This is a genomic window from Flavobacterium ovatum (genome assembly GCF_040703125.1).
Lineage (GTDB): Bacteria > Bacteroidota > Bacteroidia > Flavobacteriales > Flavobacteriaceae > Flavobacterium > Flavobacterium ovatum.
In genome coordinates, this window is the sequence record NZ_CP160035.1 from 2,833,376 (window position 1) to 2,853,680 (window position 20,305).

The following is a 20,305-nucleotide window of genomic DNA, read 5'->3' on the forward strand; positions in this document are numbered from 1 at the left end:
GAAATTTAGAAAATTTATGCAATATATAATTAAAAAAAATCTTATTTTTAAATCTGATTTGAAACTATCTTACCGTAAACCTTTGTAATATGAAACGTATTTTATTTCCCACTGATTTTTCCGAAGTCGCAAATAATGCCTTCGTTCATGCTCTAGAACTAGCCAAAACCATGCAAGGCGAGTTGATCGTGCTACATAGTTTTGAATTGCCAGTAGTGGACAATCAGTTTTTTCCAGAAAACTATATGGTCATTTATGAATCGTTAGAATTGGCGCAATTTGACATGTTTAAAGATGAAATTCCTAAACTTCGTGCCATTGCCGAAGAACGAAATTTAGACAAGATTAAAATGACCCACCGATTAATGGATGGAGATTTAACGTTTAATATTAAAAAAGCCATTAAAGAAGATCATATCGATTTTGTAGTCATGGGGACCTCGGGGGCTTCAGGTTGGGAATCTTTTTTCCTAGGGACTAATTCGGGTAATGTGATAACTGATATCAGTGTGCCCATGCTTTGTGTGCCGCATGATGTGCCTTTTCGAAAAATTCACACCATTGGGTTTACCACTCGCTTTAGGCCTAAAGATAAAAAAGCATTAAAAAATGTCTTGAAAATTGCTCGTAAAACAAATGCTGAAATCAAGTGTTTGTATGTGAAAACAAATGAGTCAGATGTTGATGAAGCTACTGTGAAAGAATGGGAAAAAGAATTTGAAAATGACTCTGTGACTTTTACTATAATTATTTCTAATGAAGTTAAAGAAACGATTCTGGATTTTATTTTACAAAGAGACATCGATATACTTACAATGCTCACCTACAAAAAAGGCTTTTTTGAAGGCTTATTTCATTCTAGTTTGACTAAAAAAATTGCTACGGAATATTCGACTCCTGTGTTGGCTATTCCTATTGAATAATTTTTTAAGGGCCTAATCCAGCACTATTCTATAGCCCTCATTCATAAAGCATTTTTTACAAGGGAGTTACAGGAGCTTCCTTCGGTCGCTCTGTAACTCCCGTAAAAAAAAGCTTTTTTTCACTCGGGGCTGCCGCTTCGATCTGGGGCAAAAAACACCCCGTTCACCCACCTATTTATTGAAAATTTAAGCTATTGGGTTTATAAGGATTTGTGTGTCCCATCGCAAAATGGTACGTTACCAGACTGCTTGCATCCACACCAAGCCACTGTTTTTTCTTAGGTTATGATTTCTATAATAGGACTAAGGTCTGTTTTTTTATGTGAGCCGTCACGGTAAGGTTGGTTTTTACTTTCGCCGCAAGCGCACCACGCATAAGTACCGGCAGAAACCTTAATTACATAAGGTTCTTTTTGAGGAATACTTGGTTTTTTCATAATCTTATTTTTTAGAGTTTTTTATCTTAATTTGGATTGATATAAGGTTTTGAATTTCTTTAATTTAGGGTCTATTATACTTTTACAATAACCACCATTAGGGTTGCGGTTGTAATAATTTTGATGGCGTTCTTCTGCTTTGTAGAAATACTCAAAAGGAACAACTTCAGTTACAATTGGATTGTCGTACGCTATTTGAATTTCCTTGATCATATCGTTTACGGCGTCTTTCTCTATTTGATTTCTATAAAATAGAATACTTCGATATTGAGTTCCCCATTCTTTCTCCTCTAATTGTGGGCGAGTAGGATTGTGGGATGTCAAATGAATCCGTACCAAATCCGAAAAGCTAATTTCATTAGGTAGATAACTAATCTCTATAACTTCAGCGTGACCCGTGGTACCACTACAAACTTCTCTATAAGTAGGATTCGAAATTCGTCCACCGCTATAACCACTTTCAATTTTAATAATACCTTTCAATTGTTGAAAAAGGGCTTCTGTACACCAAAAGCAACCGCCACCAAAAGTGCATTTTCTTTCTTCCGAATCAATTTTTTTCAAAGCAATAGCATTAATACAAAACCGCAAACCGCTTGGTGGTGGACCATCAGGGAATACATATCCTAAATGCGCTTCGCAACTATTGCAAACTACTTCAATTGCCGAACCGTCTTTATGAAAAGCAACAGCATTTTTATTTAAAGGTTGCGTAAAACTAGGCCATCCTGTAGTACTCTTGAATTTTTCGTTACTATTAAATAAAAGGGTTTGGCAGCAGATACAAGCATATTTTTCGGCGCTAATTAAGTTGTAACTCTCGGAACTAAAAGCTCTTTCATTTCCCTTTTGACGGGTAATAACAAACTCTTCATTGGTCAAAACTAGTTTCCATTCTTCCTCTGATTTCTCTATTTTATTATCCGAAGCAGGGTTTCCGTAGTTTGCATATTTGATGATGTCGAGCCATTTAAGCATAATTAATCTTGTGTAGATTGTAAATAACCTATTGCCGTTTTTGAATTGAGATGAAAGTCATTGAAAACAACGATCCCGTTTGAATCAATAATAACAAACCAAGGTGTCCCTCTAGTTTGATAATGCTGCATTGTTTTAGAAATAAAAAGGGTAGTCGCATCGCCACTATCGTGTCCAAAAGGTATTTTTAAAGCGTATTTTTTTTGATTTACGAGGAGTTTGTCAAAGGTATTCTCAAGTTGCCCTTCAAAAACAGTTTGAATAGCAAAAATAGCAATATTTTTATTTTTAACTAATACTGTTATCAATCTCTTTAAAGCCGGAAATCCAATAGTGTGACAACCTTGACACCAATCTTGGAAAAAGAACAAAACTCTTTTTTTACCTATATAATTTCCAAAATCAATACGGTCATCAAGTTCCCCGTTTTCATTAATCCAACTGGAAACTTCCCATTTTGGAGCAGTCTGTCCCAAAATTCCATAAGAGTGGTTTTGGTTCATAATAACATTTTTAGGTTAAATAAGTGACTTTTTACATGAGGCTTCTAATTAGTTAAGCCTGTTATTCATATGAATATGCTGAACTATTTTTATAAGATTTTAAATAGGTTCAGACTGATATTTTACAATCTTATAAACAAATTTTGAATTCTAATTAGCGAACTATGATTAAGAGGGCGCAATTGTATTCATAGTTTATCGTACTATTTCTATCAACTATTTATAACGGTCTTTGATGCTGATTTGAATAAGCACTTCGTGAGCTTCATTGATAGAATTTGCCGCAAAACCAGCCACATAAACCCCTTTCTTTCCAGAACTACATTTAATGCCATAGACTACCGCTTCGTCATCAGGATTCGAGTCGCCTTCGTATCTGTAAATGTGTACAATCTCGTACTTACTGGGATCTTTAACGATTTCAGCTTCATTTATATTATAATCATAAGTAAAGCCTTTTTCATTTAGTTGGTCTAAAGCTTTGGATACGGAGGTATAGTGATACATTCGGGACATAATAAGGATGTTTTAAGTTGATGTTTAAAGATAACTGTTTTAAAATTAATTCTTTACAAATCTCTTGTTAAAGTATATCATTAAAAATGAAAAAACGCTTGAAATAATGTAAATTTGCATCACAGACCGCCTTATCGCTTTGTGCTGAACTCGTTTCAGTACCTGCTGATTTTTAGTTTAAATTTCATAAGGTTCCGAATCAAGTTCGGAATAAAGAGGAAAGTCCGGACACCATAGAGAAGCATAGCGGGTAACACCCGTCGGTTTGTTTTGAATTTATTCAGGATCGATTAGGACAAGTGCAACAGAAAGTATGTACAGGTAATGCTGTAGTGAAACCAGGTAAACTCTATGCGGTGAAATATCAAGTATATCAGCATTTAAGGATTTCTCGTCCGTTGCTGAAGGGTAGATAGCTTGAGCTTACGAGTAATTGTAAGCCTAGATAAATGATAAGGCTCCGATTTATCGGTGACAGAATCCGGCTTATAGGTCTGTTTTTTTTATTAGGTTAAAGTTTAAATGGTTAGGGATTAATTGTTTAAAAGTTTAGGGGTTAATTGTTTAAGTGTTACTGTTTAACTAATTAACCACATAATCGATTAACCGTTTAACCCTTTTTTAACCAACTAACCTCTAACCTTTAACTTTTTCAAAAAATGCATACTCGAATAGGAATATTAGGATTAGGTGGAGTAGGAGGTTACTTTGGTGGACTTTTGGCCAAGGAATTTGTTGATTCGGATACTGTCGAAATTGTATTTATTGCTCGTGGGCTAACCCAAAAACAAGTTATTGAAAAGGGGTTGAAAATTGTAGATGATAAATCAGAATTAACTGTTTTTCCATCTAAAATATCTGATAAGCCTGAGGAAATTGGGAAACTCGATTATTTAATTTGCGCTACTAAGACCTATGATATAGAATCTAGTTTGGCTTCAATAGCAGGTTGTATTACCAAGAATACACTAATCCTTCCTTTATATAATGGAGTAGATGCTGCCGAACGTATCCAAATTTTGTTTCCAGATACTGAAGTTTTGTTGGGCTGTGTTTATATCGTCTCTAAGATTGAAACTCCAGGTGTAATTCGCAAAATGGGATTATATGAAAAATTGTTTTTTGGTTCGTCAACGGCTCCTATGGGGAAATTGAAAAAACTGCAAGTGCTTTTTCAACAAGCCAAAATCCAGAGCTATTTGGTTGATACCATTGAAGAGACCGTTTGGGAGAAATTTATTTTTATTTCAGCATTAGCTTCGGCTACCTCTTATTTTAATCAAAGTATTGGTCAGATTTTAGAGAATGCCGAAAGTCGCCAACTCTATATTGCCTTATTACACGAAATCACTTTGTTAGCAGCAGTTAAAGGCTTGGATTTACCTAATGATATTATTTTGCAAACGATTTTGAAACTTGAAAAATCTCCTCATGATGAAACTTCATCAATGAATAGAGATATTCGAGCAGGAAATAAATTTGAATTAGCTTCGTTAATAGAGTATGTTGTTAATGAGGGGCTTAAATACGAGGTGGAAACACCAAGCTATAAAATGGTTTGGGAAAGGTTGTCAACTATCAAAGCTGACGTTTAATACTATGTTTATTCTGGAAAAAATAGCGAAGTAATTACTCCTCTTCGCCATTACCATTTTCCTCTAAAACTTCTTCGGTAGCATTATTTATCTCAAAAAAACTAAAGATAGATCCTCCGTACGTTTTTTTGAAGGAGAAATGAATCATGTGATCCAGTTTGGTGTATTTAGAATGTTCAATAACCATCATTCCATCATCATTCAAACTGTTTCTTTCAAAGATTAAAGAAACTATTTTTTCAAAAGTTTTTTGATCAAAATTATAGGGAGGGTCAGCAAAAATAATGTCGTACGAAGCATTGTTTCTTTCTAAAAACTTAAAAATATCACTTTTAGTAGCAGCAATATTAAAGTCATATTCGTCTGCCGTTTGTTTTATAAATTTTACACAACCAAAATCACCATCAACTGAAGTTATAGGCGAACTTCCTCTAGAAGCAAATTCGTAACTGATATTTCCTGTTCCTGAAAATAAGTCTAAGACTTTTAATCCTTCAAAATTGAAATGGTTATTCAATACATTGAATAAAGCTTCCTTTGACATGTCGGTTGTGGGACGCACGGGAAGTCCTTTTGGAGGAGAGATGCGTCTGCCTTTGAATTTTCCTGAAATGATTCTCATGAGTTGAAAAGTATAAAATGTTTTCTGTTTTCGGCCTCAGAAAAATAATTGTTCCATCGCAAATCTTCAACCTCTTTTAAGTTGATATTGCGAATGTATTTATAAGCTATTTTGTAAAATGGGCAGTCTGTAGTAATATCTCCAATTAATTCCAAAGGTAAATTTTCTGGATTCATTTGGAGTTGTTCGGAAGTAAATAATAAATAGTATAGGAAATCCTCCGGAGATTGATATTCAAATGAATTGAATAAAAGCAATTTTTGATTTTGAATCACAATAATTTCAAAATGCCCTTGAGCAAAATGAACCCACATAGTTTTAGTGTCATTATTTTTGGATTCATCCATTAATTTGGTAACCAAAATACTATTTGCATGCTTGTAATCAAAACTTCCATACTTATCAATAAAATAGTTATTCATATTGACGTATGGAATATAAACCGAATTGATTTGGTAATTGCTGATTTCATCGAAAGCAAAAAAATCCGTATCAAAAACCTTGGTATTATATTGTAAATAACTGCCTAAGAAGTTTTCATCAAATAGAGCAGTAGGAACTAAAGTAGAAAGGTTATTGTTGTGTATAATCATTACATCATCATAGCTTTCGCTCAACTCAGGGTGTTTTTCAAAAGCATCAGAAAATAACTCTTCAATCTTAATTCCTTTATCGATAGTATCAAAACCAACTTCATTGAAAGAAGATATCGTGTTATTCAAGGTGTCAAAACAACAAAAAGAAAGCCCAGTCAAGGAAACTTGAATGGATAGTTTTTTATATTTCTTTTCGGTGATGCTCATGAATAACGCATTTTATTTGCTACGGCAAACTTACAAATTCAAAAATCAATTGCAAAGGTCAATTGCAAAAATCAATTACAAAAATCAATTACAAAAATCAAATTCATAAAACAATTACAAAAATCAATATCAACTACAATAATAATATTAATTAAATATTCAATTTTTGCTCAACTTTCACATTGAGTACAGTCGTGATTTTTTTATGTGAGGAAGTTTTATAGAAATGGTTTTCGACTTCGTTCGTACTGACGAGCGTTTGGTTTGTAAAGTTATAATTAGCTCTTTTTATATTGCCTTTATTGGTCTCAAATTATAGTTAAAACTATGTACTTTAGTGCATTTCGCTTTAGCTTCTAAAAACTTTTTGCCACAGATTATTTGAATTAGAAGGATTTAATCTGTGGAAATCAATTTGATCAGTGGCTAATTTTCTTTTTTTGTAATTCATCCTTGCAGACTTTAAGTCTGCCAACCAAATCTATGGATTTTAAGTCCATGGTTTAGTTTAATTGAGGAAACAATAATAGCTGGTTTTCTCAATTGTCACATCGAGGAGTAATTTTTATTCTAAAAAAAGCAATATAAAATGACGTTATTTGAATGTTAGCACTTCTAATTCCCCTCTTGAGAGGGGCTAGGGGTGTGTTTTTTTTAAGTATCTATAAGTCAGATGTTTAAGCTAAAAAGTCATAGGTAGTGCAGTCGAGATACACTTAAAAATTTTCCCTCAAAATTTTATAAACCAGTTCTTTGCTAGGTTTTTGGTCTTTTAATTTTTCTCGAACCAAATCAAAAAGTACTTTAAAATCACAACCCAGTTTGTAGTTGCTACAGCCATAAGCCGTTTTTCCCTTGATAACGATTCCTTTTTGGCATTTTGGACAAGGTAAATCATCTGAACTAGATTTCTTATCTGTTGGTGGAGTAGGAGTCGCTGTTTTTTTAGTTTCTAGTTTTAATTTGAAATTTTCATCCAAACGCAATAAACCTTCTACCGTTCCAGCATCGGTTTTAAAGTCTTTTAAGTTGACAGTAGAACCTTTTTGTAACAATCGTAAATATTGGTTTTCGGATATTTTTTTATCGGCGAATGTAAAAGGCAAAACAAAATCACAGCCAGAGCTATAATTGCCACAGCCATAAGCCGATTTTCCTTTAATCAGGGTGTTCTTTTTGCATTTCGGACAAACTTCAGCCGTGATTCCAGCCGTTTTCTTTTTCTCAACAACCGCTTTCTCTTTCTGAACGTTCCCTGCATGTGAAATATTGGCACGAACGGTTTCACTTCGAACTTCATACACCAAAGCATCCACCATTTGCTTCATGTTCTTTATGAAGGCTGCGGCTGAGTAAGTTCCTTTTTCTATGTCTTTCAACTGCTTTTCCCAAGATCCCGTCAATTCCGCCGACTTGATTAAATCGTTCTGAATCGTATCAATCAATTGGATTCCGGTTGGTGTGGGTAAAACCTGTTTTTTATTTCGAACAATATACTGGCGTTTGAAAAGCGTTTCAATAATATTCGCTCGCGTTGACGGACGTCCTATTCCGTTTTCTTTCATCAATTCCCTTAAATCTTCGTCGTCGACTTGTTTTCCTGCCGTTTCCATAGCACGCAATAAAGTTGCCTCCGTAAACTGATTGGGTGGTTTGGTTTCTTTTTCTAAAAACGAAGGTTGGTGTGGCCCTTTTTCTCCAATGATAAAATCAGGTAATAAATCCGCTTCTTTTTCTTTAACATTAGGACTGTCCTTTTTCGATGTCTCAAAAACCACTCTAAATCCTTTTTTTAGAATTACTTTACCTGTCGTTTTAAACATAACTTCAGCCGCTTTTCCTATTACTGTTGTATTAGCGACTAAACAATCGTCATAAAAAACAGCAATAAAACGCTTGGTAATCATATCATACACCAATTGCTGGTTGTGTTGTAAATTGGCTTGTATTCCCGTTGGAATGATAGCGTGGTGATCTGTTACTTTTTTATCATTAAAAACCTTGGTCGATTTTTTAATCTTTTTTCCCAAAAGCGGTTCGGTCAATGCTGCATAATTCGTCAGCTTTTGTAAAATACCAGGGACTTTCGGGTAAATGTCATTCGGTAAAAAAGTAGTATCTACTCTGGGATAGGTTACTACTTTTTGTTCGTACAAAGTCTGAGCTATCTTCAAAGTTTCCTCTGCCGAAAATCCAAATTTCGTATTGCAATACACTTGTAAACCCGTTAAATCAAATAGTTTGGGAGCAAATTCGTTTCCATTCTTTTTTTCGATAGAAACAATTTCGAACTCGCTTTCTTGGACTTTATTCGCCAAAAGCTCTCCGTCTTCTTTCTTTAAAAAACGACCTTCTTCATAACTAAAAAGCGTTTCTCTATATAATGTTTGTAATTCCCAATAAGGTTGTGGTTTGAAATTTTCAATGTCTTTCCAACGATCGACGACCATTGCCAAAGTAGGCGTTTGCACGCGACCAATAGATAGTACTTGTTTGTATCCGCCGTGTTTTACAGTGTACAATCGGGTAGCATTCATGCCTAATAACCAATCGCCAATGGCTCTAGAAAAGCCAGCGTAGTATAAATTATCGTAGTTGGCAGAGGGTTTTAGGTTTTCAAATCCTTCTTTTATAGCTTCGGTTGTAAGGGATGAAATCCACAGTCGTTGTACTTCGCCTTTGTAATTGGCTTCGTTCATCACCCAGCGCTGAATCAGTTCTCCTTCTTGTCCAGCATCCCCACAGTTGATGACCAATGTGGCTTTGTCAAACAAACTTTTGATGATTTTGAATTGCTTTTGAATTCCAGAATTCTCCACGACTTTGGTCTCGAATTTTTCTGGAAGCATTGGTAGGTTGTTCAAGTCCCAACTTTTCCAATAGGGTTTGTAATCGTTGGGTTCTTTGAGGGTACAAAGGTGACCAAAAGTATAGGTTACCGCATAGCCATTCCCTTCAAAGTAGCCATCATGTTTGGTGTTGGCTCCTAATACGGATGCAATTTCTCGTGCTACACTGGGCTTTTCGGCAATACAAACCTTCATTTATTCCTTCTGTTTTGAGGGTGCAAATTAGGAATTTAGAATTTGGTATCGAAATGGAAAGCGGTCGATTGCCTAATTTTTGTTAACATAAAAAAAAATCGCAAAGACCCACAAATAGTGCGGAGTACTTCGCGAAGCTTTTATAATGAGATATGATTTGAAAAAAAAATATGTTTTACTAAATAAATGGACCAATACAAATCTGCTTTCCTCAAGGAAATCAAAAGGGATATTGAGAAAATTTAGCTCTTGTTTAGTTGTTTAAATCGTCTCAATTACATTTTCTAATAATCGTCTCGATTTTGGTGTTTTATCAATATGGTTACTATCATCTTCTGCACCGTAACCAACTGCCATTGCAAATAGGGGTTTGTGTGAGGACATATTAAGAATCGCCATGTACTTATCTGATTCGATTCCTTCCATTGCAGTAGAATCTAGTTCCATTGCTATACTTGCGGTCAAACCTACTCCCAAGGCGATATACACTTGCTTTGCAAACCATATTTTTAAATCGGCTTCAGAGGTGCTTGCTTTTATTTTGTTGTACCATTCTCTTCTTGCTTGTGGTAATTCAGTATCAACTACTTTTTGAAAAGCATCTAAATCCTCAACAGCACTAAAAACAACCAACAATTTAGCTTGATTAATTTTGTCGCCATTGTGCATAGATACCGCAGCTAGTTTCGTTTTTACTTCTTGATTTTGAACGAAAGTAAATTTCCAAGGCTGAATATTAATAGACGAAGGGGTAAGACGCAGAATTTCTTTCAAAGAATCAATTTTGTCTTGAGGGATTTCTTTGTCAACATTATAGTGCTTTGCAGTGTATCTTTTTTCGATTAATTCTAAAATATTCATAGTTGTTTTTTCTAATGGATTCTACTGCAAAGTTAAGTGATTTGAATGTTTTATTAGTAGATTTTGGTTTCGCAAGCCAACTATTTCAAACTTTATGAATAATTAGAAGTAGGTGTAAAATCATGAGACATTTGCGAAGCTTACAAAATGCTATTTTGTTTTAGGTTTATAGGTTTAAAAAGAGGTATTGTGTCGTTAAATACTATAAATTTTGAATTACTTTTTGAAGCTTCTCTCTAATTTCTATCGCAATTTCCCCAAGTGCATCATTTTCTACCGCTTGCATGGATGCAGCTGGATCAACCGCCGAAACTTCAACTTGACCTTTTACTTTCTCCTGAACAATTACATTGCACGGCAGCATCGTTCCTATTTTATCTTCTGCCAAAAGTGCTTTATAAGCAGCATGCGGATTACAAGCACCCAGAATGGTATAATTGTAAAAGTCTACATCCAGTTTTTTCTTAAGGGTTGCTTTCAAGTCAATTTCTGTTAATATTCCAAAACCTTCCTCTTTAAGGGCTTCTGTAACTTTTTGGATTGCATTTTCGAAACTGTCATTTATAGTTTTACTGAAATAATATTCCATGATTTTGTGTTTTTAAAATTAAATTATTTTCTATTATTTTTTCTATATCGGTGCGCTACCGCTAAAATTACAAGTGCAAAAAGTAAAATTGAAGCCCACCAAAACCAATGCATTCCCATAAATGAGTAGCCCTCCATCTGCATTCCTTCATGTCCTGTCGTATTCATAATTGTATAGTTTTAGTATTTAATTGGCGAACTGTTCTTTTTGACGCTATTTTGATTTGTTATCTATTTCTTCTTCCTTTATCATGGTGGCTTGATTATAAAAGTTCAAACAGGACTCTGTTTTTAGCATTTAATTATCTAAAAAAGTAGCTGTCCTTTTCGTTAAGTTTGAAACAAACAATTGTACAGACTTTCAAATACTTAGATTTATTTATAATGTGTACTCGAATAGCATTCATCTTAAAAACAACTATAATTTAGTGACTGCATTGCCCCAATAAAACCCAAAGGAGTATAAAAATTAAGACAGTACTAAAACAACCTCCACCTAATTTTTTCGCACCATAACCTGCTAAAAGGCCTTTAAATAAATTATTCATAATGCTAAGTCTTAAGTTACTAATAATTTTTAAATGGTGGATTCAAGTAACAAATGCAACATTATGCACATTGTTTAAGTTTTTGTTCAAAAATTTCATTTGGACTTTTAAATCCAAACCTTTTCCTGGGTCTATTGTTTAATTTATTTGTTACTCTTAAAACCTCTTCTTCTGTTATTAAATCAAAGTTATATTTTTTGGGGAAATATTGCCTTACTAGTCCATTTAAATTTTCATTAGCACCTCTTTCCCAACTACAATATGGGTTGGCAAAAAAGTATTTAATTTCTAGTATTTCTGACACTTTTTTGTGGTTGGCAAACTCTTTTCCGTTATCAGAAGTGATAGTGTGCAAAATAGGTTTCCATTCCATTAATAATTCAATTAATTTCCCCTGAACTTCTCGTGCTTCCTTACTATATATTTTAGCCATTTTTAGCACGCCTGTTGCTCTATCATTTATTGTTAATAAAGCTCCTTTGTGATTTCCACCAATAACCAAATCTATTTCAAGATCACCTATTCTTTGCTTTTCTTCTACAACTAAAGGTCTGTTTTCGATACCTTCTCTGTCTTTAATAATACCTCTCGACCCCTTTAAAGCTCCCCTTTTAGCATATCTCTTACCTTTTGAGCGAAGGTGCTTATAATGTTGACCTCCTTTCTTTTTATCATCCCAAATGAATTGATAAATTCTTTCAGCAGAAACACATTTAAAGTCTTTTATTTTGCAATGACCAACTATTTGTTCGGGACTAAAATCTTCCTTTAATAGTGATGTTACAAGTGTTTTAATCTCTTCAGTAAAGTGTATTTTCTTTGCTTTTTTTCGCTGTCGAAAATGGAATTTACTTTGAGCTAAATCTGCTTTATATACATTATTTCTTTGGTCTGAATTTCTAGAAAGTTCTCTTGAAATTACAGATTTGTCTCTACCTACAAACTCTCCAATTTTACTCATGGAAAATCCTTGCGAACGTAGTGTAGCAATTTCGTATCTTTGTTCAATCGTTAAATGTGACATCTTTTTTTGTGCTTAGTAACCCAAAAATAAGTGAAATTTTTTTCGTAGCCTACTGATAAGTCTTGAAGATCTAGATCTGCAAGACTTATCAGTAGGCTTTATTTAATCAATTTCTAAGTGTTGCATTTATTACTTGAATCTAAGAATCATTAAAATTTCATTACGTGAAGTTCGGGATTTAATTGCAAATCGTATTATATAAGTATTAGAAAATGTATCAAAATTAGCACTTAAAAACACAATTTAATATCGTGCTTAATTTTACAACATTGACTTCGAAACTATTTTTATTTTGTAATTTTTTAACTTGTATAAGGTACGAAAACGAGCCAATTTGAAATTAGTTTTTAAAAATTAGTTTTTTATGCGCCTATTCCAGGACTCCGCTATAGCCCTCCATTCGTTGGCTTTTTTTACTAGTCGCTAGAGGAGCTTCCTCCGGTCGCTCTCTATTGACTGTAAAAAATAGCCACCAAATTCTCGGGGATGCCACTACGGTCTGGGGCGTAACGTGCAGTTCTTATAATTTTGTAAAGAATTCCTTTTATTATTTTTCACTTTGAATTGTAAGGGTTAGCGGTTATAAAGTATAGTAATTGAGAAAACTAAAAAATTTAATCGCATTGCAAATGATACGATTTCGTTTATAAATAAAGTAAGTACTCGTTGCAAACGAGCACCAGATTAGGGAAATTATTACATCCTACCACCAAACAATAAAAAAAGTAGAATACGAGTCTTTGTGTTTTTGCCAGCACAAAGGAGATTGTTTTTCTAGCATATTGATTTCAACTGTCTTTTTTATACTTTCAAATTCAGACCAAATTTTGCTGTTTTTGGGATCTATTCCCCATTCTTTTTTGGCGGGTAAACAATAGGTTTTCTCTTCATTGTGTTGACTGATGAAGGTTTCAAAGTTGATGTAATAACCCTTTATGGCTTTTTGATAAATAGGACTAAAATAACCTTTGTATTCATAAGGAATAAACAAGGAAACTAATAAACATAACGCTTGTGAAAATTTATCAATTGGTAAAGTACTTAAAGTTGATTGCGTACACTTATGGTATAATAAAGGGAATTGCTTTGTTTTTAATTTTTCTAATTTCTCTTTTAAATAATCATTTCTGTTCGGGCCAATCCAGTTGTTTATCGGTTCTGTAGAAAGGGTAGGGTCAAAGAGGTAAAATTTATAAGCTAATTCCATGTGAATTAACTCTTTTGATATTTTATTTTCGATAATGAAATCAATTTCCCCAATGGTCTTTTTACCTTCAATGATCTGAATGTTTTCAGCTATTATACTATAGTTGGTAGAGGATTTAATCAATTCAGAAACAATTTTCTCCACTAGATGACCCAATCTTAGTTTAGTGGGCAACTCAAATTCCAAATCATCTTGAAGGTTCAAAACCGATAACTCAAAAGTAGGCACAGCAGTAACCGAAAAGTCGAGACTATTCGCTTGTAGTATTGAAGCTATTCTTGGGTTGGTTTGCATTTTGTTTTTCAAATTATAGCGTAATTGTGCAAATTAATAGATAGGAAATGAAAAGACAAATAGGAGTGTGTAGTAGTTGCAAAAGTTATAGGCTACAGTTCGCACAAGAATCGACTAACTCTGCGCTTAGATAAACAAAAAGAGTTTACAACTCATTCACCAATATATACATCTAATTCTTTTCGAAAGGAGTCACTGTTCCAATCTGCTGTTCCAATTTTAGCCAAAACAATATTGCCATGCGCATCAATGACATAAGTAGCTGGAATTGTCGAAGACTCCAATTCTACAGGAGGGTTGGCAGCAGCTTGATAGATGGGCAAGTTTAAATTCTGTTTAGCCAAAAAAGCATTTGTTTTTGTAAAGTCATCATTGGTAACAAACAAGAACACCATTTTGTTTTGATAATCATCATATAACTTTTGCATACTCGGCATCTCAGCAATGCAGGGAGGACACCAAGTAGCCCAAAAATTAATGAATATTATTTTGCCCTTATAATCGTTTAGCGAAACTGTCTTTCCGCTAGCATCCATCAATTGCCAATGGTAGCTAGAGAGTTTCTTTTGATCTGTAACCGCAATCGTTTTTGGGGAGAACGCTATTAATCGGTTTAGTTGCACTTTTACAAAAGTACCCATAGGACTGAACAATAGTAAACCAATGAATACGAAGAAAATTATGTTGTGAACGGTGGATTTTTTTATATTTCTTAAATTCATTTTTTATATTTTAGCAGGAAAGCTGTTTATTGCGATTACAAGTTAGGATAGCCTTATTAATTGTGCTAACATATTAGGAAAGTTTTATACTTATAAGTTGTTTTTACTTTCCATTTTCTTCATGGCAGGCGAATAGTTCCTTATATTTTCAAACCCATTACAGCCAATTCTGTTCAGTAGTAATAAATTGATTTTTCATCATTGAAGATTTGATGATATACTTTGAAGGAGTTCAAAAATTGGTGTTAAGGATTGTTTTTATATCTGCCTATCGAAGAGTATTAATCGTAATGATGTCTACATTTTAAAATTTGAATTTCATCATCGATAAATCGGTAGATCAATCTATGTTCGTCATCAATCCTTCTTGACTAAAATCCAGCATATTTAGGTTTCAACCCTTCTGGTTTTCCTATTCCTTCAAAAGGATTTCTAGCAATATCTTTAAGTAGATCATTTATTTTCTTAACTTTCTTTTTGTCGATTTTCTGCCAATACAAATAATCTTCCCATGATTCATCTACAAATACATATTTCATTCTATTCTTCAATTAGGTCTTTAGAAAACGTATTTCCGTTTTTAAATTTATCAATTGCAGCATCTAATCTTCTTTCGTTAGTCCTGCTAGATAATTCATAATTTGTAGCAATAAGCGAATTGTATTCCTCAAGAGATATAACCACAATTCCTGAATCTTTACCGCGATTGATTATTAGCGTTTCAAAGTTGATTGCTACTCGATCAAAATACGATTTGATATCTTTTCTGAATTCTGAAATATTTGTAACTACCATAATTAATGTATTTTGTACAAATTTATGTACAATACTTGAGTATTTTATAGTTTTTAACGATTTATTATGGGCAAAGACAGTTTGTCATTGTTTAAGTATCTCTAGATTACCGAACGTCTTTTAAACTATCGCCTAACGTTTGGTCGCTTGGCGATGTGGCGATTTTTACCACAAATGTTGATGCGGAGAACCAAACTTTGATTAACCACAAAACTGTCTGCGGAGCACTGAACCGCCACTTTTGCCAAACGCCTGTTATGCCTTCGTTCTTCTTTCTGCAGTGTCATTGTCTGTTAAGGTTAGTGTTGTATTTCATTTATTCGCTTTTGCAATTCAGTCAGTCTGTTTATGAGTTTATCAAATTCTAATGGTTGACCGTAAATCATACTACCTTTCATTTCTTCATAGTCAGCTTCCCACATTTTTATGATGGAATCGGGTGGAATAAATTTGATGTTTGCAGGATTGTGTTTTGCATAATCAATACCTGAAATAGCATTGAATTTACTGCGATGTTTTACGATTGTGTTATATAGCTCCGTGTCTTGCAATGCAATTTCTGCATATTCCGTTTGGCTTAGTTTTTCAATGTCGTAAAGGTGCCTGCTAAGACGTTCAACTCGTATTTTGTCAAACGGTTTCTGAAATTCTTCGTGCAATAAAAATATCTTCTCTAAAAATGTCCGTTCAGGATTTACAATAGGAATTGTTATTGGTTTGTCTGTGAAAGGATTATCTGTGTAGATTTCAGAAACAAACGTACCGAAAGTCCTTTGTGTAAAAGGTTCTTTCAATGAGCGACTGCCAACTTCCACCAGAACACCTGGTTTTAAATAAGTATCTGTCTCTGTGAGTTTGTTGTAATAGATTTCAATAATTAGAGGGTCTTGGTCGTGATTTTCTACTTCACGAGGTTTTATAGTTACATCTTTGAAACCCAATTCGACAAATTTATTTTTCAATTCTTCGGTAAAAACTTCTGAGATAAATTGAAACGATTTTCTTCTAAGTTTTCTGACGTCGCCTTTTGTGAGTTCGCCCGAAAAACCAAAAAATTCTCTATCTAATGCCAAATCAATATCTTCTGAAAATCGGTGTATTACGTTCCAACCTTTGCTTAATGAAGTTCCGCCTTTAAAAATCAGGGCATTGGCACATTCCATTGAAAAAATTATTGCCAATGTGTGAACTACCCACCAATCTTTTTCTGCGGCTGATGTAGAAGGCAAACCAATTTGTCGGCTTGTTTCTGCAAACAATCTGATTTTAGTTTCATCGGGTAGTTGAAACCATTCTTGTAAATGTGTAAACTTATTCATTGTCCAGAATCAATTTTCTAATCCAAACAGGTGCTAATTGCAAATCGTGTTGTAAGTGTTTTGGATTTTCATTTTTCAAAATCTTCTTTATCTGTTTTATTTCTTCTGCCGACGCTTGGTCTTTGCCGATTGTCCGTAATGCTTGAATTGCCAATGTGCTGATTTCGCCAACAAACGCCAAGTTCTTGGAACTCGCTTTTTTAAACGTAATGGTTTGTTTTCCGATTTTTATTTTTCGTGCTGAAGTGTCCGAATAAAAAACAATGTTTAGCGGCACTTGCGTTGTCAAGCCCAATTTATACATTGCGTAACTTCCTGTCGGTACAATCGTAGCTCTGTCTCTTTTTGCTATTGCTATGGCAATTTCTTCAATGCTCGGTAACACTTTCCCGATATAATCGTCAATGACAGGACGAACATAAATACCTTGTGCAACTCGTTCTATTTCACCCGACTTTACTAAGCGTTCCAATGCCTTGTTTGCTGATTTAGCATTAGCAATTTTGGTAAAACTTTCCACAAAGAAAAGCGTTCCTCTTGGACTTCTCTTTAACTTATCTAACACTTGTATTTCAATGCTTTTTGACATTTTTACGCTTTAATTTTGTCGCAAATTTAGTAAATATTTGCGACAAAAAATGAATTGAGAATAATGTTTATATAAAAATTGAAGCGGTTACTTTTCTGAATATTCATAAATGCTTTTTTTGCCCGATTTTAAAAACTCAAAGAAATTTGTGCCTTGATATTTACAAGTTTGAAGTATCGAAAGCAAAATCAAGTGATGTTCTATGTTTTTCTTTGAGAGGCTTTTGCTGACTTTCTTTCTCCATTTGGCAAATGGTTTTATGGAGTGTTCTGCATTATTGTTATTCCAAGGAATACCATCGTGATTTAAAAACAAAAATAATTTCTCTTTGTATTTGATAAATCGTTTTTGATAGGAAATGGCTAAGTCAGATTCAAATTCTGGTAAAATAACTTTCTTGTAAAATTTTTCTACTTCTTTTTTGTGCTTATTCAAATGAAACTTTTTTAAGCCATATTTGTCAATCGTAGCAATGATATTCCGCAGTAGGTTTCCAAATTCTGATATTATCTGTTTAAATTCTTCGTCCAATTGATGTTTCATAAAATCTTCATTCAAATCACGAATAAGATGAACTAAACATTTTTGTTGCTCGCACTCCATAGAGTCATATCCTGTATAAAAATCAGAAACCAGAACACCTTTGAAGTCCCTTAAGAGTTCTTTCAAAAACTCAGGTTCTCTTGTTTCTCGAAATTGGTAATAAACACTATCATAATTGGCAAATACCCAAACATATCCATCAATTCCATTTATACGTGCAATAGTTTCATCTGTATGAATGAGTTTTGACTGGCTCATTTTTTTGATAATTTCATTGTACGTTTCTTCATATTTTGTTGCTATGATTTCTTTGAAACGAGTCATTTGAGTAGCCGAAACACCTATGTTGAATGAGTCTTTCAGTAAGTTTATAATACTTTCCGTACTAAGTTTGTATTGAATTTTTTGGTTGACTGACCACAACATTAAATTATACCCGTAGGTAGGCAATCTTCTCATATCCTCTACCATAAAGTTTTTTTTACAATTTTTACAAAAATATGCTCCACCTTGGTATTCTATAACTTGTTTTTTTATCCCAGACTTCATAAATACCAAATCAATTTGTGGCTTTTTGCTACTTCTGATTATTTTGATGTCTTTGTTACTGCATTTTTCACATTTATCAGGGAATAGGTTGATTTTTTTGTCAATGCGATTGTATTGCTTTGAAGTTTGTTTGGTTTTTGAAATGGCTTTATAAACTTTTCGTTCGGTTCGCAAAAAAACATGTTGTCTTTGGTAGTCAAAATAGGCTTTTGCATTGATTTCGTTAAAATGCTCAAGAGCAAAGACAGTTACGCCCCACTTGAAAATATTTTGCTGTTTAATGCTATTAGCTAAAACCGTTTGGTCATTATTTTCGGAAAGTGAAATAAGCCATTCCTGAACTTTTATCAAAGCCCTACAATCCTCGATATTATAGGTAATCAATTTTTCTTTCAGGTAGTTTGTCGGATTCAACTCCCAATTATATCTCCAAATAATGCTTTGTAATCCTGATGCTTTTTCATCTGTCCAATTAAATTCCATATAGTTTCCTATATCTTTTAATCCGTTGGTATATGTCGGAGTGTAGATATCATTCGAAAATAGTGTAAGTACATTGAACGAATTTTCAATGATTTTCTTTATTCTGTTTTGATAGGGCAGAGAAACTTTCTTGGCGATTCGTTTTAACACCTGAATTTCATAAGAACCATAATGATAAAGAATAAAATCATTTTGCGTGTTAATTAAATCAATGAATTGTATAAAAACATTCTGTTGTTCAGTAACATTATTTGCCCAAAACGAATATTCTGTTGCTGAATTTTCTGTTTTGACGATTACTCCAATTAAGTAATAAAAATCTCTGTCGGGAATACTCTCAATATCAAAGAATATTTCCGTTGTTTTTTTTACTAATTCAGGCAATTTTTGAATAAAAACTTTTTGCTCCCTAATTGCCAATGCCTTTAATTCAGGTAGAAACTTACGTCTTCGGTATGGGTTTTTTTTCGGTCGAAAATTATATGATAACTGCTTTACAGAGAAAATACCTCTGTTGTTTTTTTGTTCAATTTCTTTCGGTTTTAAATTTCCTAAAAGGCTCAAATCATCTCTTTCTTGTAGCTTTTTGATACATATCGGATTAAACTCGCATACTTGACAATGGCTAATTTTATAAAATACAGGATGAGTTTCAAATTTTTTAATTTGCTCAATCGTAGCAATTATTTTCTTTACATCTTTTGAGAGATTTCTCAATATTACTTTTGTGCTTTTCTGTTGACTGCCAAATATTATTCTGACTTCTTCAATTTTGAGGTTGAAGTTCTGTTGCAGGTAATGAGATTGTAACGCAATGAATAGTTTGTCTGATTTTTGGACTTTCTCAAATGGAGAAATAAGAATAGGTGCAAAACTGTTTCTATGGTCGTAATAAATTCCGTCCAATTTCAAATCTACTTCTGCATTTTTGAATGAAATCTGAAGATAGGTTTTTCCTTTTTCAAACTTTAAATTAGATGAATAATCAATATTTTGAAAATCTAATGAGAGTTTAGTTTGTATTACTGATTGTTGTTTTTGTTTTAGCGTTTCAAAAATAGTTTGAAATTCTGTCTGAGGTAATTGATTTCCTTGAACCTTTTTTAAAAAGGCTTTGTGGTTGCAATGAATAACAGCGTGTAGAATTTCATTGGTTATTTTCATTTAGCCAAGTGTTTACATTTCGTTTATTCTTTTAACATTCTTTGATGTTTAGCACGGTCGTTTTATAGAATGAGGCATAACGTCTTGGCGCTTGCCGAGGTTGGGGGCTTTTGAAACCTAGTATTTTCGGCTTAACGTAAATGTAGTTAAAAAACGCTAATTCCACTAAATCCCCAATCTTGGCAAACGGCTGTTGAA

Annotated in this window: 20 protein-coding genes, 1 other RNA gene and 1 pseudogene; 3 read left to right on the forward strand and 19 right to left on the reverse strand. The window is 33.5% G+C overall.

Going from position 1 to position 20,305, the window contains the following annotated elements; genetic code table 11:
- Window positions 1–89: 89 nt before the first annotated feature.
- Window positions 90–923, forward strand: coding sequence for a universal stress protein (locus ABZP37_RS11950; RefSeq protein ID WP_366183287.1), 834 nt, complete (start codon window positions 90–92; stop codon window positions 921–923).
- Window positions 924–1,123: 200 nt separating this feature from the next.
- Here the strand turns inward: ABZP37_RS11950 and ABZP37_RS11955 are convergent, their stop codons facing one another.
- The 5 genes from ABZP37_RS11955 to ABZP37_RS11975 all read right to left on the reverse strand — a co-directional run bounded on the left by ABZP37_RS11955 (window position 1,124) and on the right by ABZP37_RS11975 (window position 3,357).
- Window positions 1,124–1,192 carry a CDGSH iron-sulfur domain-containing protein gene (locus ABZP37_RS11955; protein ID WP_366187534.1) on the reverse strand — a complete coding sequence of 23 codons (69 nt, stop codon included), beginning with the start codon at window positions 1,190–1,192 and terminating at the stop codon, window positions 1,124–1,126.
- 9 nt (window positions 1,193–1,201) lie between these two features.
- Window positions 1,202–1,360, reverse strand: coding sequence for a CDGSH iron-sulfur domain-containing protein (locus tag ABZP37_RS11960; RefSeq protein WP_366183289.1), 159 nt, complete (start codon window positions 1,358–1,360; stop codon window positions 1,202–1,204).
- A gap of 21 nt (window positions 1,361–1,381) precedes the next feature.
- A complete protein-coding gene (gene msrA / locus ABZP37_RS11965) occupies window positions 1,382–2,338 on the reverse strand; it encodes a peptide-methionine (S)-S-oxide reductase MsrA (protein ID WP_366183291.1) in 957 nt (318 codons plus the stop codon).
- A 2-nt stretch (window positions 2,339–2,340) separates the two neighbouring features.
- Window positions 2,341–2,841 (reverse strand): thioredoxin-like domain-containing protein, encoded by a 501-nt coding sequence (locus tag ABZP37_RS11970; RefSeq protein WP_366183293.1) that lies wholly within the window; start codon window positions 2,839–2,841, stop codon window positions 2,341–2,343.
- 216 nt (window positions 2,842–3,057) lie between these two features.
- Window positions 3,058–3,357: a hypothetical protein gene (locus ABZP37_RS11975; protein ID WP_366183295.1), complete on the reverse strand. Its 300-nt coding sequence runs from the start codon at window positions 3,355–3,357 to the stop codon at window positions 3,058–3,060.
- A 157-nt stretch (window positions 3,358–3,514) separates the two neighbouring features.
- On the opposite strand from ABZP37_RS11975, the gene rnpB reads away from it, so the two are divergent.
- An RNA gene (gene rnpB, locus ABZP37_RS11980) (RNase P RNA component class A) lies at window positions 3,515–3,862 on the forward strand.
- A gap of 154 nt (window positions 3,863–4,016) precedes the next feature.
- Window positions 4,017–4,952, forward strand: a complete 936-nt coding sequence (locus tag ABZP37_RS11985) for a 2-dehydropantoate 2-reductase (protein ID WP_366183297.1) — start codon at window positions 4,017–4,019, stop codon at window positions 4,950–4,952.
- Window positions 4,953–4,986: 34 nt separating this feature from the next.
- On the opposite strand, the gene ABZP37_RS11990 is transcribed toward ABZP37_RS11985, so the two are convergent.
- The 14 genes and pseudogenes from ABZP37_RS11990 to ABZP37_RS12055 form a co-directional block, all read right to left on the reverse strand.
- Window positions 4,987–5,574, reverse strand: a complete 588-nt coding sequence (locus tag ABZP37_RS11990) for an RsmD family RNA methyltransferase (protein WP_366183299.1) — start codon at window positions 5,572–5,574, stop codon at window positions 4,987–4,989.
- Window positions 5,571–6,377: a DUF3822 family protein gene (locus tag ABZP37_RS11995; protein WP_366183301.1), complete on the reverse strand. Its 807-nt coding sequence runs from the start codon at window positions 6,375–6,377 to the stop codon at window positions 5,571–5,573. Before ABZP37_RS11995 ends, ABZP37_RS11990 begins: the two co-directional genes overlap by 4 nt.
- A 716-nt stretch (window positions 6,378–7,093) precedes the next feature.
- On the reverse strand, window positions 7,094–9,421 hold the full coding sequence (locus ABZP37_RS12000; RefSeq protein ID WP_366183302.1) for a DNA topoisomerase 3: 2,328 nt from the start codon (window positions 9,419–9,421) through the stop codon (window positions 7,094–7,096).
- Window positions 9,422–9,682: 261 nt separating this feature from the next.
- On the reverse strand, window positions 9,683–10,282 hold the full coding sequence (locus tag ABZP37_RS12005; protein ID WP_366183304.1) for a nitroreductase family protein: 600 nt from the start codon (window positions 10,280–10,282) through the stop codon (window positions 9,683–9,685).
- A 202-nt stretch (window positions 10,283–10,484) separates the two neighbouring features.
- Window positions 10,485–10,871, reverse strand: coding sequence for a DUF302 domain-containing protein (locus tag ABZP37_RS12010; protein WP_366183305.1), 387 nt, complete (start codon window positions 10,869–10,871; stop codon window positions 10,485–10,487).
- A gap of 23 nt (window positions 10,872–10,894) precedes the next feature.
- Window positions 10,895–11,038, reverse strand: a complete 144-nt coding sequence (locus ABZP37_RS12015; RefSeq protein WP_366183307.1) for a hypothetical protein — start codon at window positions 11,036–11,038, stop codon at window positions 10,895–10,897.
- A gap of 441 nt (window positions 11,039–11,479) precedes the next feature.
- Window positions 11,480–12,442 (reverse strand): IS30 family transposase, encoded by a 963-nt coding sequence (locus ABZP37_RS12020; RefSeq protein WP_366182577.1) that lies wholly within the window; start codon window positions 12,440–12,442, stop codon window positions 11,480–11,482.
- A gap of 703 nt (window positions 12,443–13,145) precedes the next feature.
- Window positions 13,146–13,943 carry a DUF1853 family protein gene (locus ABZP37_RS12025; protein WP_366183309.1) on the reverse strand — a complete coding sequence of 266 codons (798 nt, stop codon included), beginning with the start codon at window positions 13,941–13,943 and terminating at the stop codon, window positions 13,146–13,148.
- A gap of 152 nt (window positions 13,944–14,095) precedes the next feature.
- Window positions 14,096–14,665 (reverse strand): TlpA disulfide reductase family protein, encoded by a 570-nt coding sequence (locus ABZP37_RS12030; protein ID WP_366183311.1) that lies wholly within the window; start codon window positions 14,663–14,665, stop codon window positions 14,096–14,098.
- A gap of 281 nt (window positions 14,666–14,946) precedes the next feature.
- Window positions 14,947–15,204 (reverse strand): annotated as a pseudogene (locus ABZP37_RS12035) (Txe/YoeB family addiction module toxin).
- Between the two features lies 1 nt (window position 15,205).
- Entirely contained in the window at window positions 15,206–15,460 is a 255-nt protein-coding gene (locus ABZP37_RS12040; RefSeq protein ID WP_366183312.1) for a type II toxin-antitoxin system Phd/YefM family antitoxin, read from the reverse strand.
- A gap of 299 nt (window positions 15,461–15,759) precedes the next feature.
- Window positions 15,760–16,779, reverse strand: a complete 1,020-nt coding sequence (locus ABZP37_RS12045; protein ID WP_366183314.1) for a nucleotidyl transferase AbiEii/AbiGii toxin family protein — start codon at window positions 16,777–16,779, stop codon at window positions 15,760–15,762.
- The gene (locus ABZP37_RS12050; RefSeq protein ID WP_366183315.1) at window positions 16,772–17,368 is read right to left on the reverse strand and encodes a DUF6088 family protein; all 597 of its coding nucleotides are present in this window, start codon (window positions 17,366–17,368) and stop codon (window positions 16,772–16,774) included. The genes ABZP37_RS12045 and ABZP37_RS12050 overlap by 8 nt, the downstream gene beginning before the upstream one ends.
- 87 nt (window positions 17,369–17,455) lie before the next feature.
- On the reverse strand, window positions 17,456–20,107 hold the full coding sequence (locus tag ABZP37_RS12055; RefSeq protein WP_366183316.1) for an IS66 family transposase: 2,652 nt from the start codon (window positions 20,105–20,107) through the stop codon (window positions 17,456–17,458).
- Between the last annotated feature and the right edge of the window lie 198 nt (window positions 20,108–20,305).

Bases quoted from the DNA above. Each gene is read 5' to 3' on its own strand.
- ABZP37_RS11950 (WP_366183287.1), top strand. From the start codon at position 90: ATGAAACGTATTTTATTTCCCACTGATTTTTCCGAAGTCGCAAATAAT.
- ABZP37_RS11960 (WP_366183289.1), bottom strand. From the start codon at position 1,360: ATGAAAAAACCAAGTATTCCTCAAAAAGAACCTTATGTAATTAAGGTT.
- msrA (WP_366183291.1), bottom strand. From the start codon at position 2,338: ATGCTTAAATGGCTCGACATCATCAAATATGCAAACTACGGAAACCCT.
- ABZP37_RS11970 (WP_366183293.1), bottom strand. From the start codon at position 2,841: ATGAACCAAAACCACTCTTATGGAATTTTGGGACAGACTGCTCCAAAA.
- ABZP37_RS11975 (WP_366183295.1), bottom strand. From the start codon at position 3,357: ATGTCCCGAATGTATCACTATACCTCCGTATCCAAAGCTTTAGACCAA.
- ABZP37_RS11985 (WP_366183297.1), top strand. From the start codon at position 4,017: ATGCATACTCGAATAGGAATATTAGGATTAGGTGGAGTAGGAGGTTAC.
- ABZP37_RS11990 (WP_366183299.1), bottom strand. From the start codon at position 5,574: ATGAGAATCATTTCAGGAAAATTCAAAGGCAGACGCATCTCTCCTCCA.
- ABZP37_RS11995 (WP_366183301.1), bottom strand. From the start codon at position 6,377: ATGAGCATCACCGAAAAGAAATATAAAAAACTATCCATTCAAGTTTCC.
- ABZP37_RS12000 (WP_366183302.1), bottom strand. From the start codon at position 9,421: ATGAAGGTTTGTATTGCCGAAAAGCCCAGTGTAGCACGAGAAATTGCA.
- ABZP37_RS12005 (WP_366183304.1), bottom strand. From the start codon at position 10,282: ATGAATATTTTAGAATTAATCGAAAAAAGATACACTGCAAAGCACTAT.
- ABZP37_RS12010 (WP_366183305.1), bottom strand. From the start codon at position 10,871: ATGGAATATTATTTCAGTAAAACTATAAATGACAGTTTCGAAAATGCA.
- ABZP37_RS12015 (WP_366183307.1), bottom strand. From the start codon at position 11,038: ATGAATACGACAGGACATGAAGGAATGCAGATGGAGGGCTACTCATTT.
- ABZP37_RS12020 (WP_366182577.1), bottom strand. From the start codon at position 12,442: ATGTCACATTTAACGATTGAACAAAGATACGAAATTGCTACACTACGT.
- ABZP37_RS12025 (WP_366183309.1), bottom strand. From the start codon at position 13,943: ATGCAAACCAACCCAAGAATAGCTTCAATACTACAAGCGAATAGTCTC.
- ABZP37_RS12030 (WP_366183311.1), bottom strand. From the start codon at position 14,665: ATGAATTTAAGAAATATAAAAAAATCCACCGTTCACAACATAATTTTC.
- ABZP37_RS12040 (WP_366183312.1), bottom strand. From the start codon at position 15,460: ATGGTAGTTACAAATATTTCAGAATTCAGAAAAGATATCAAATCGTAT.
- ABZP37_RS12045 (WP_366183314.1), bottom strand. From the start codon at position 16,779: ATGAATAAGTTTACACATTTACAAGAATGGTTTCAACTACCCGATGAA.
- ABZP37_RS12050 (WP_366183315.1), bottom strand. From the start codon at position 17,368: ATGTCAAAAAGCATTGAAATACAAGTGTTAGATAAGTTAAAGAGAAGT.
- ABZP37_RS12055 (WP_366183316.1), bottom strand. From the start codon at position 20,107: ATGAAAATAACCAATGAAATTCTACACGCTGTTATTCATTGCAACCAC.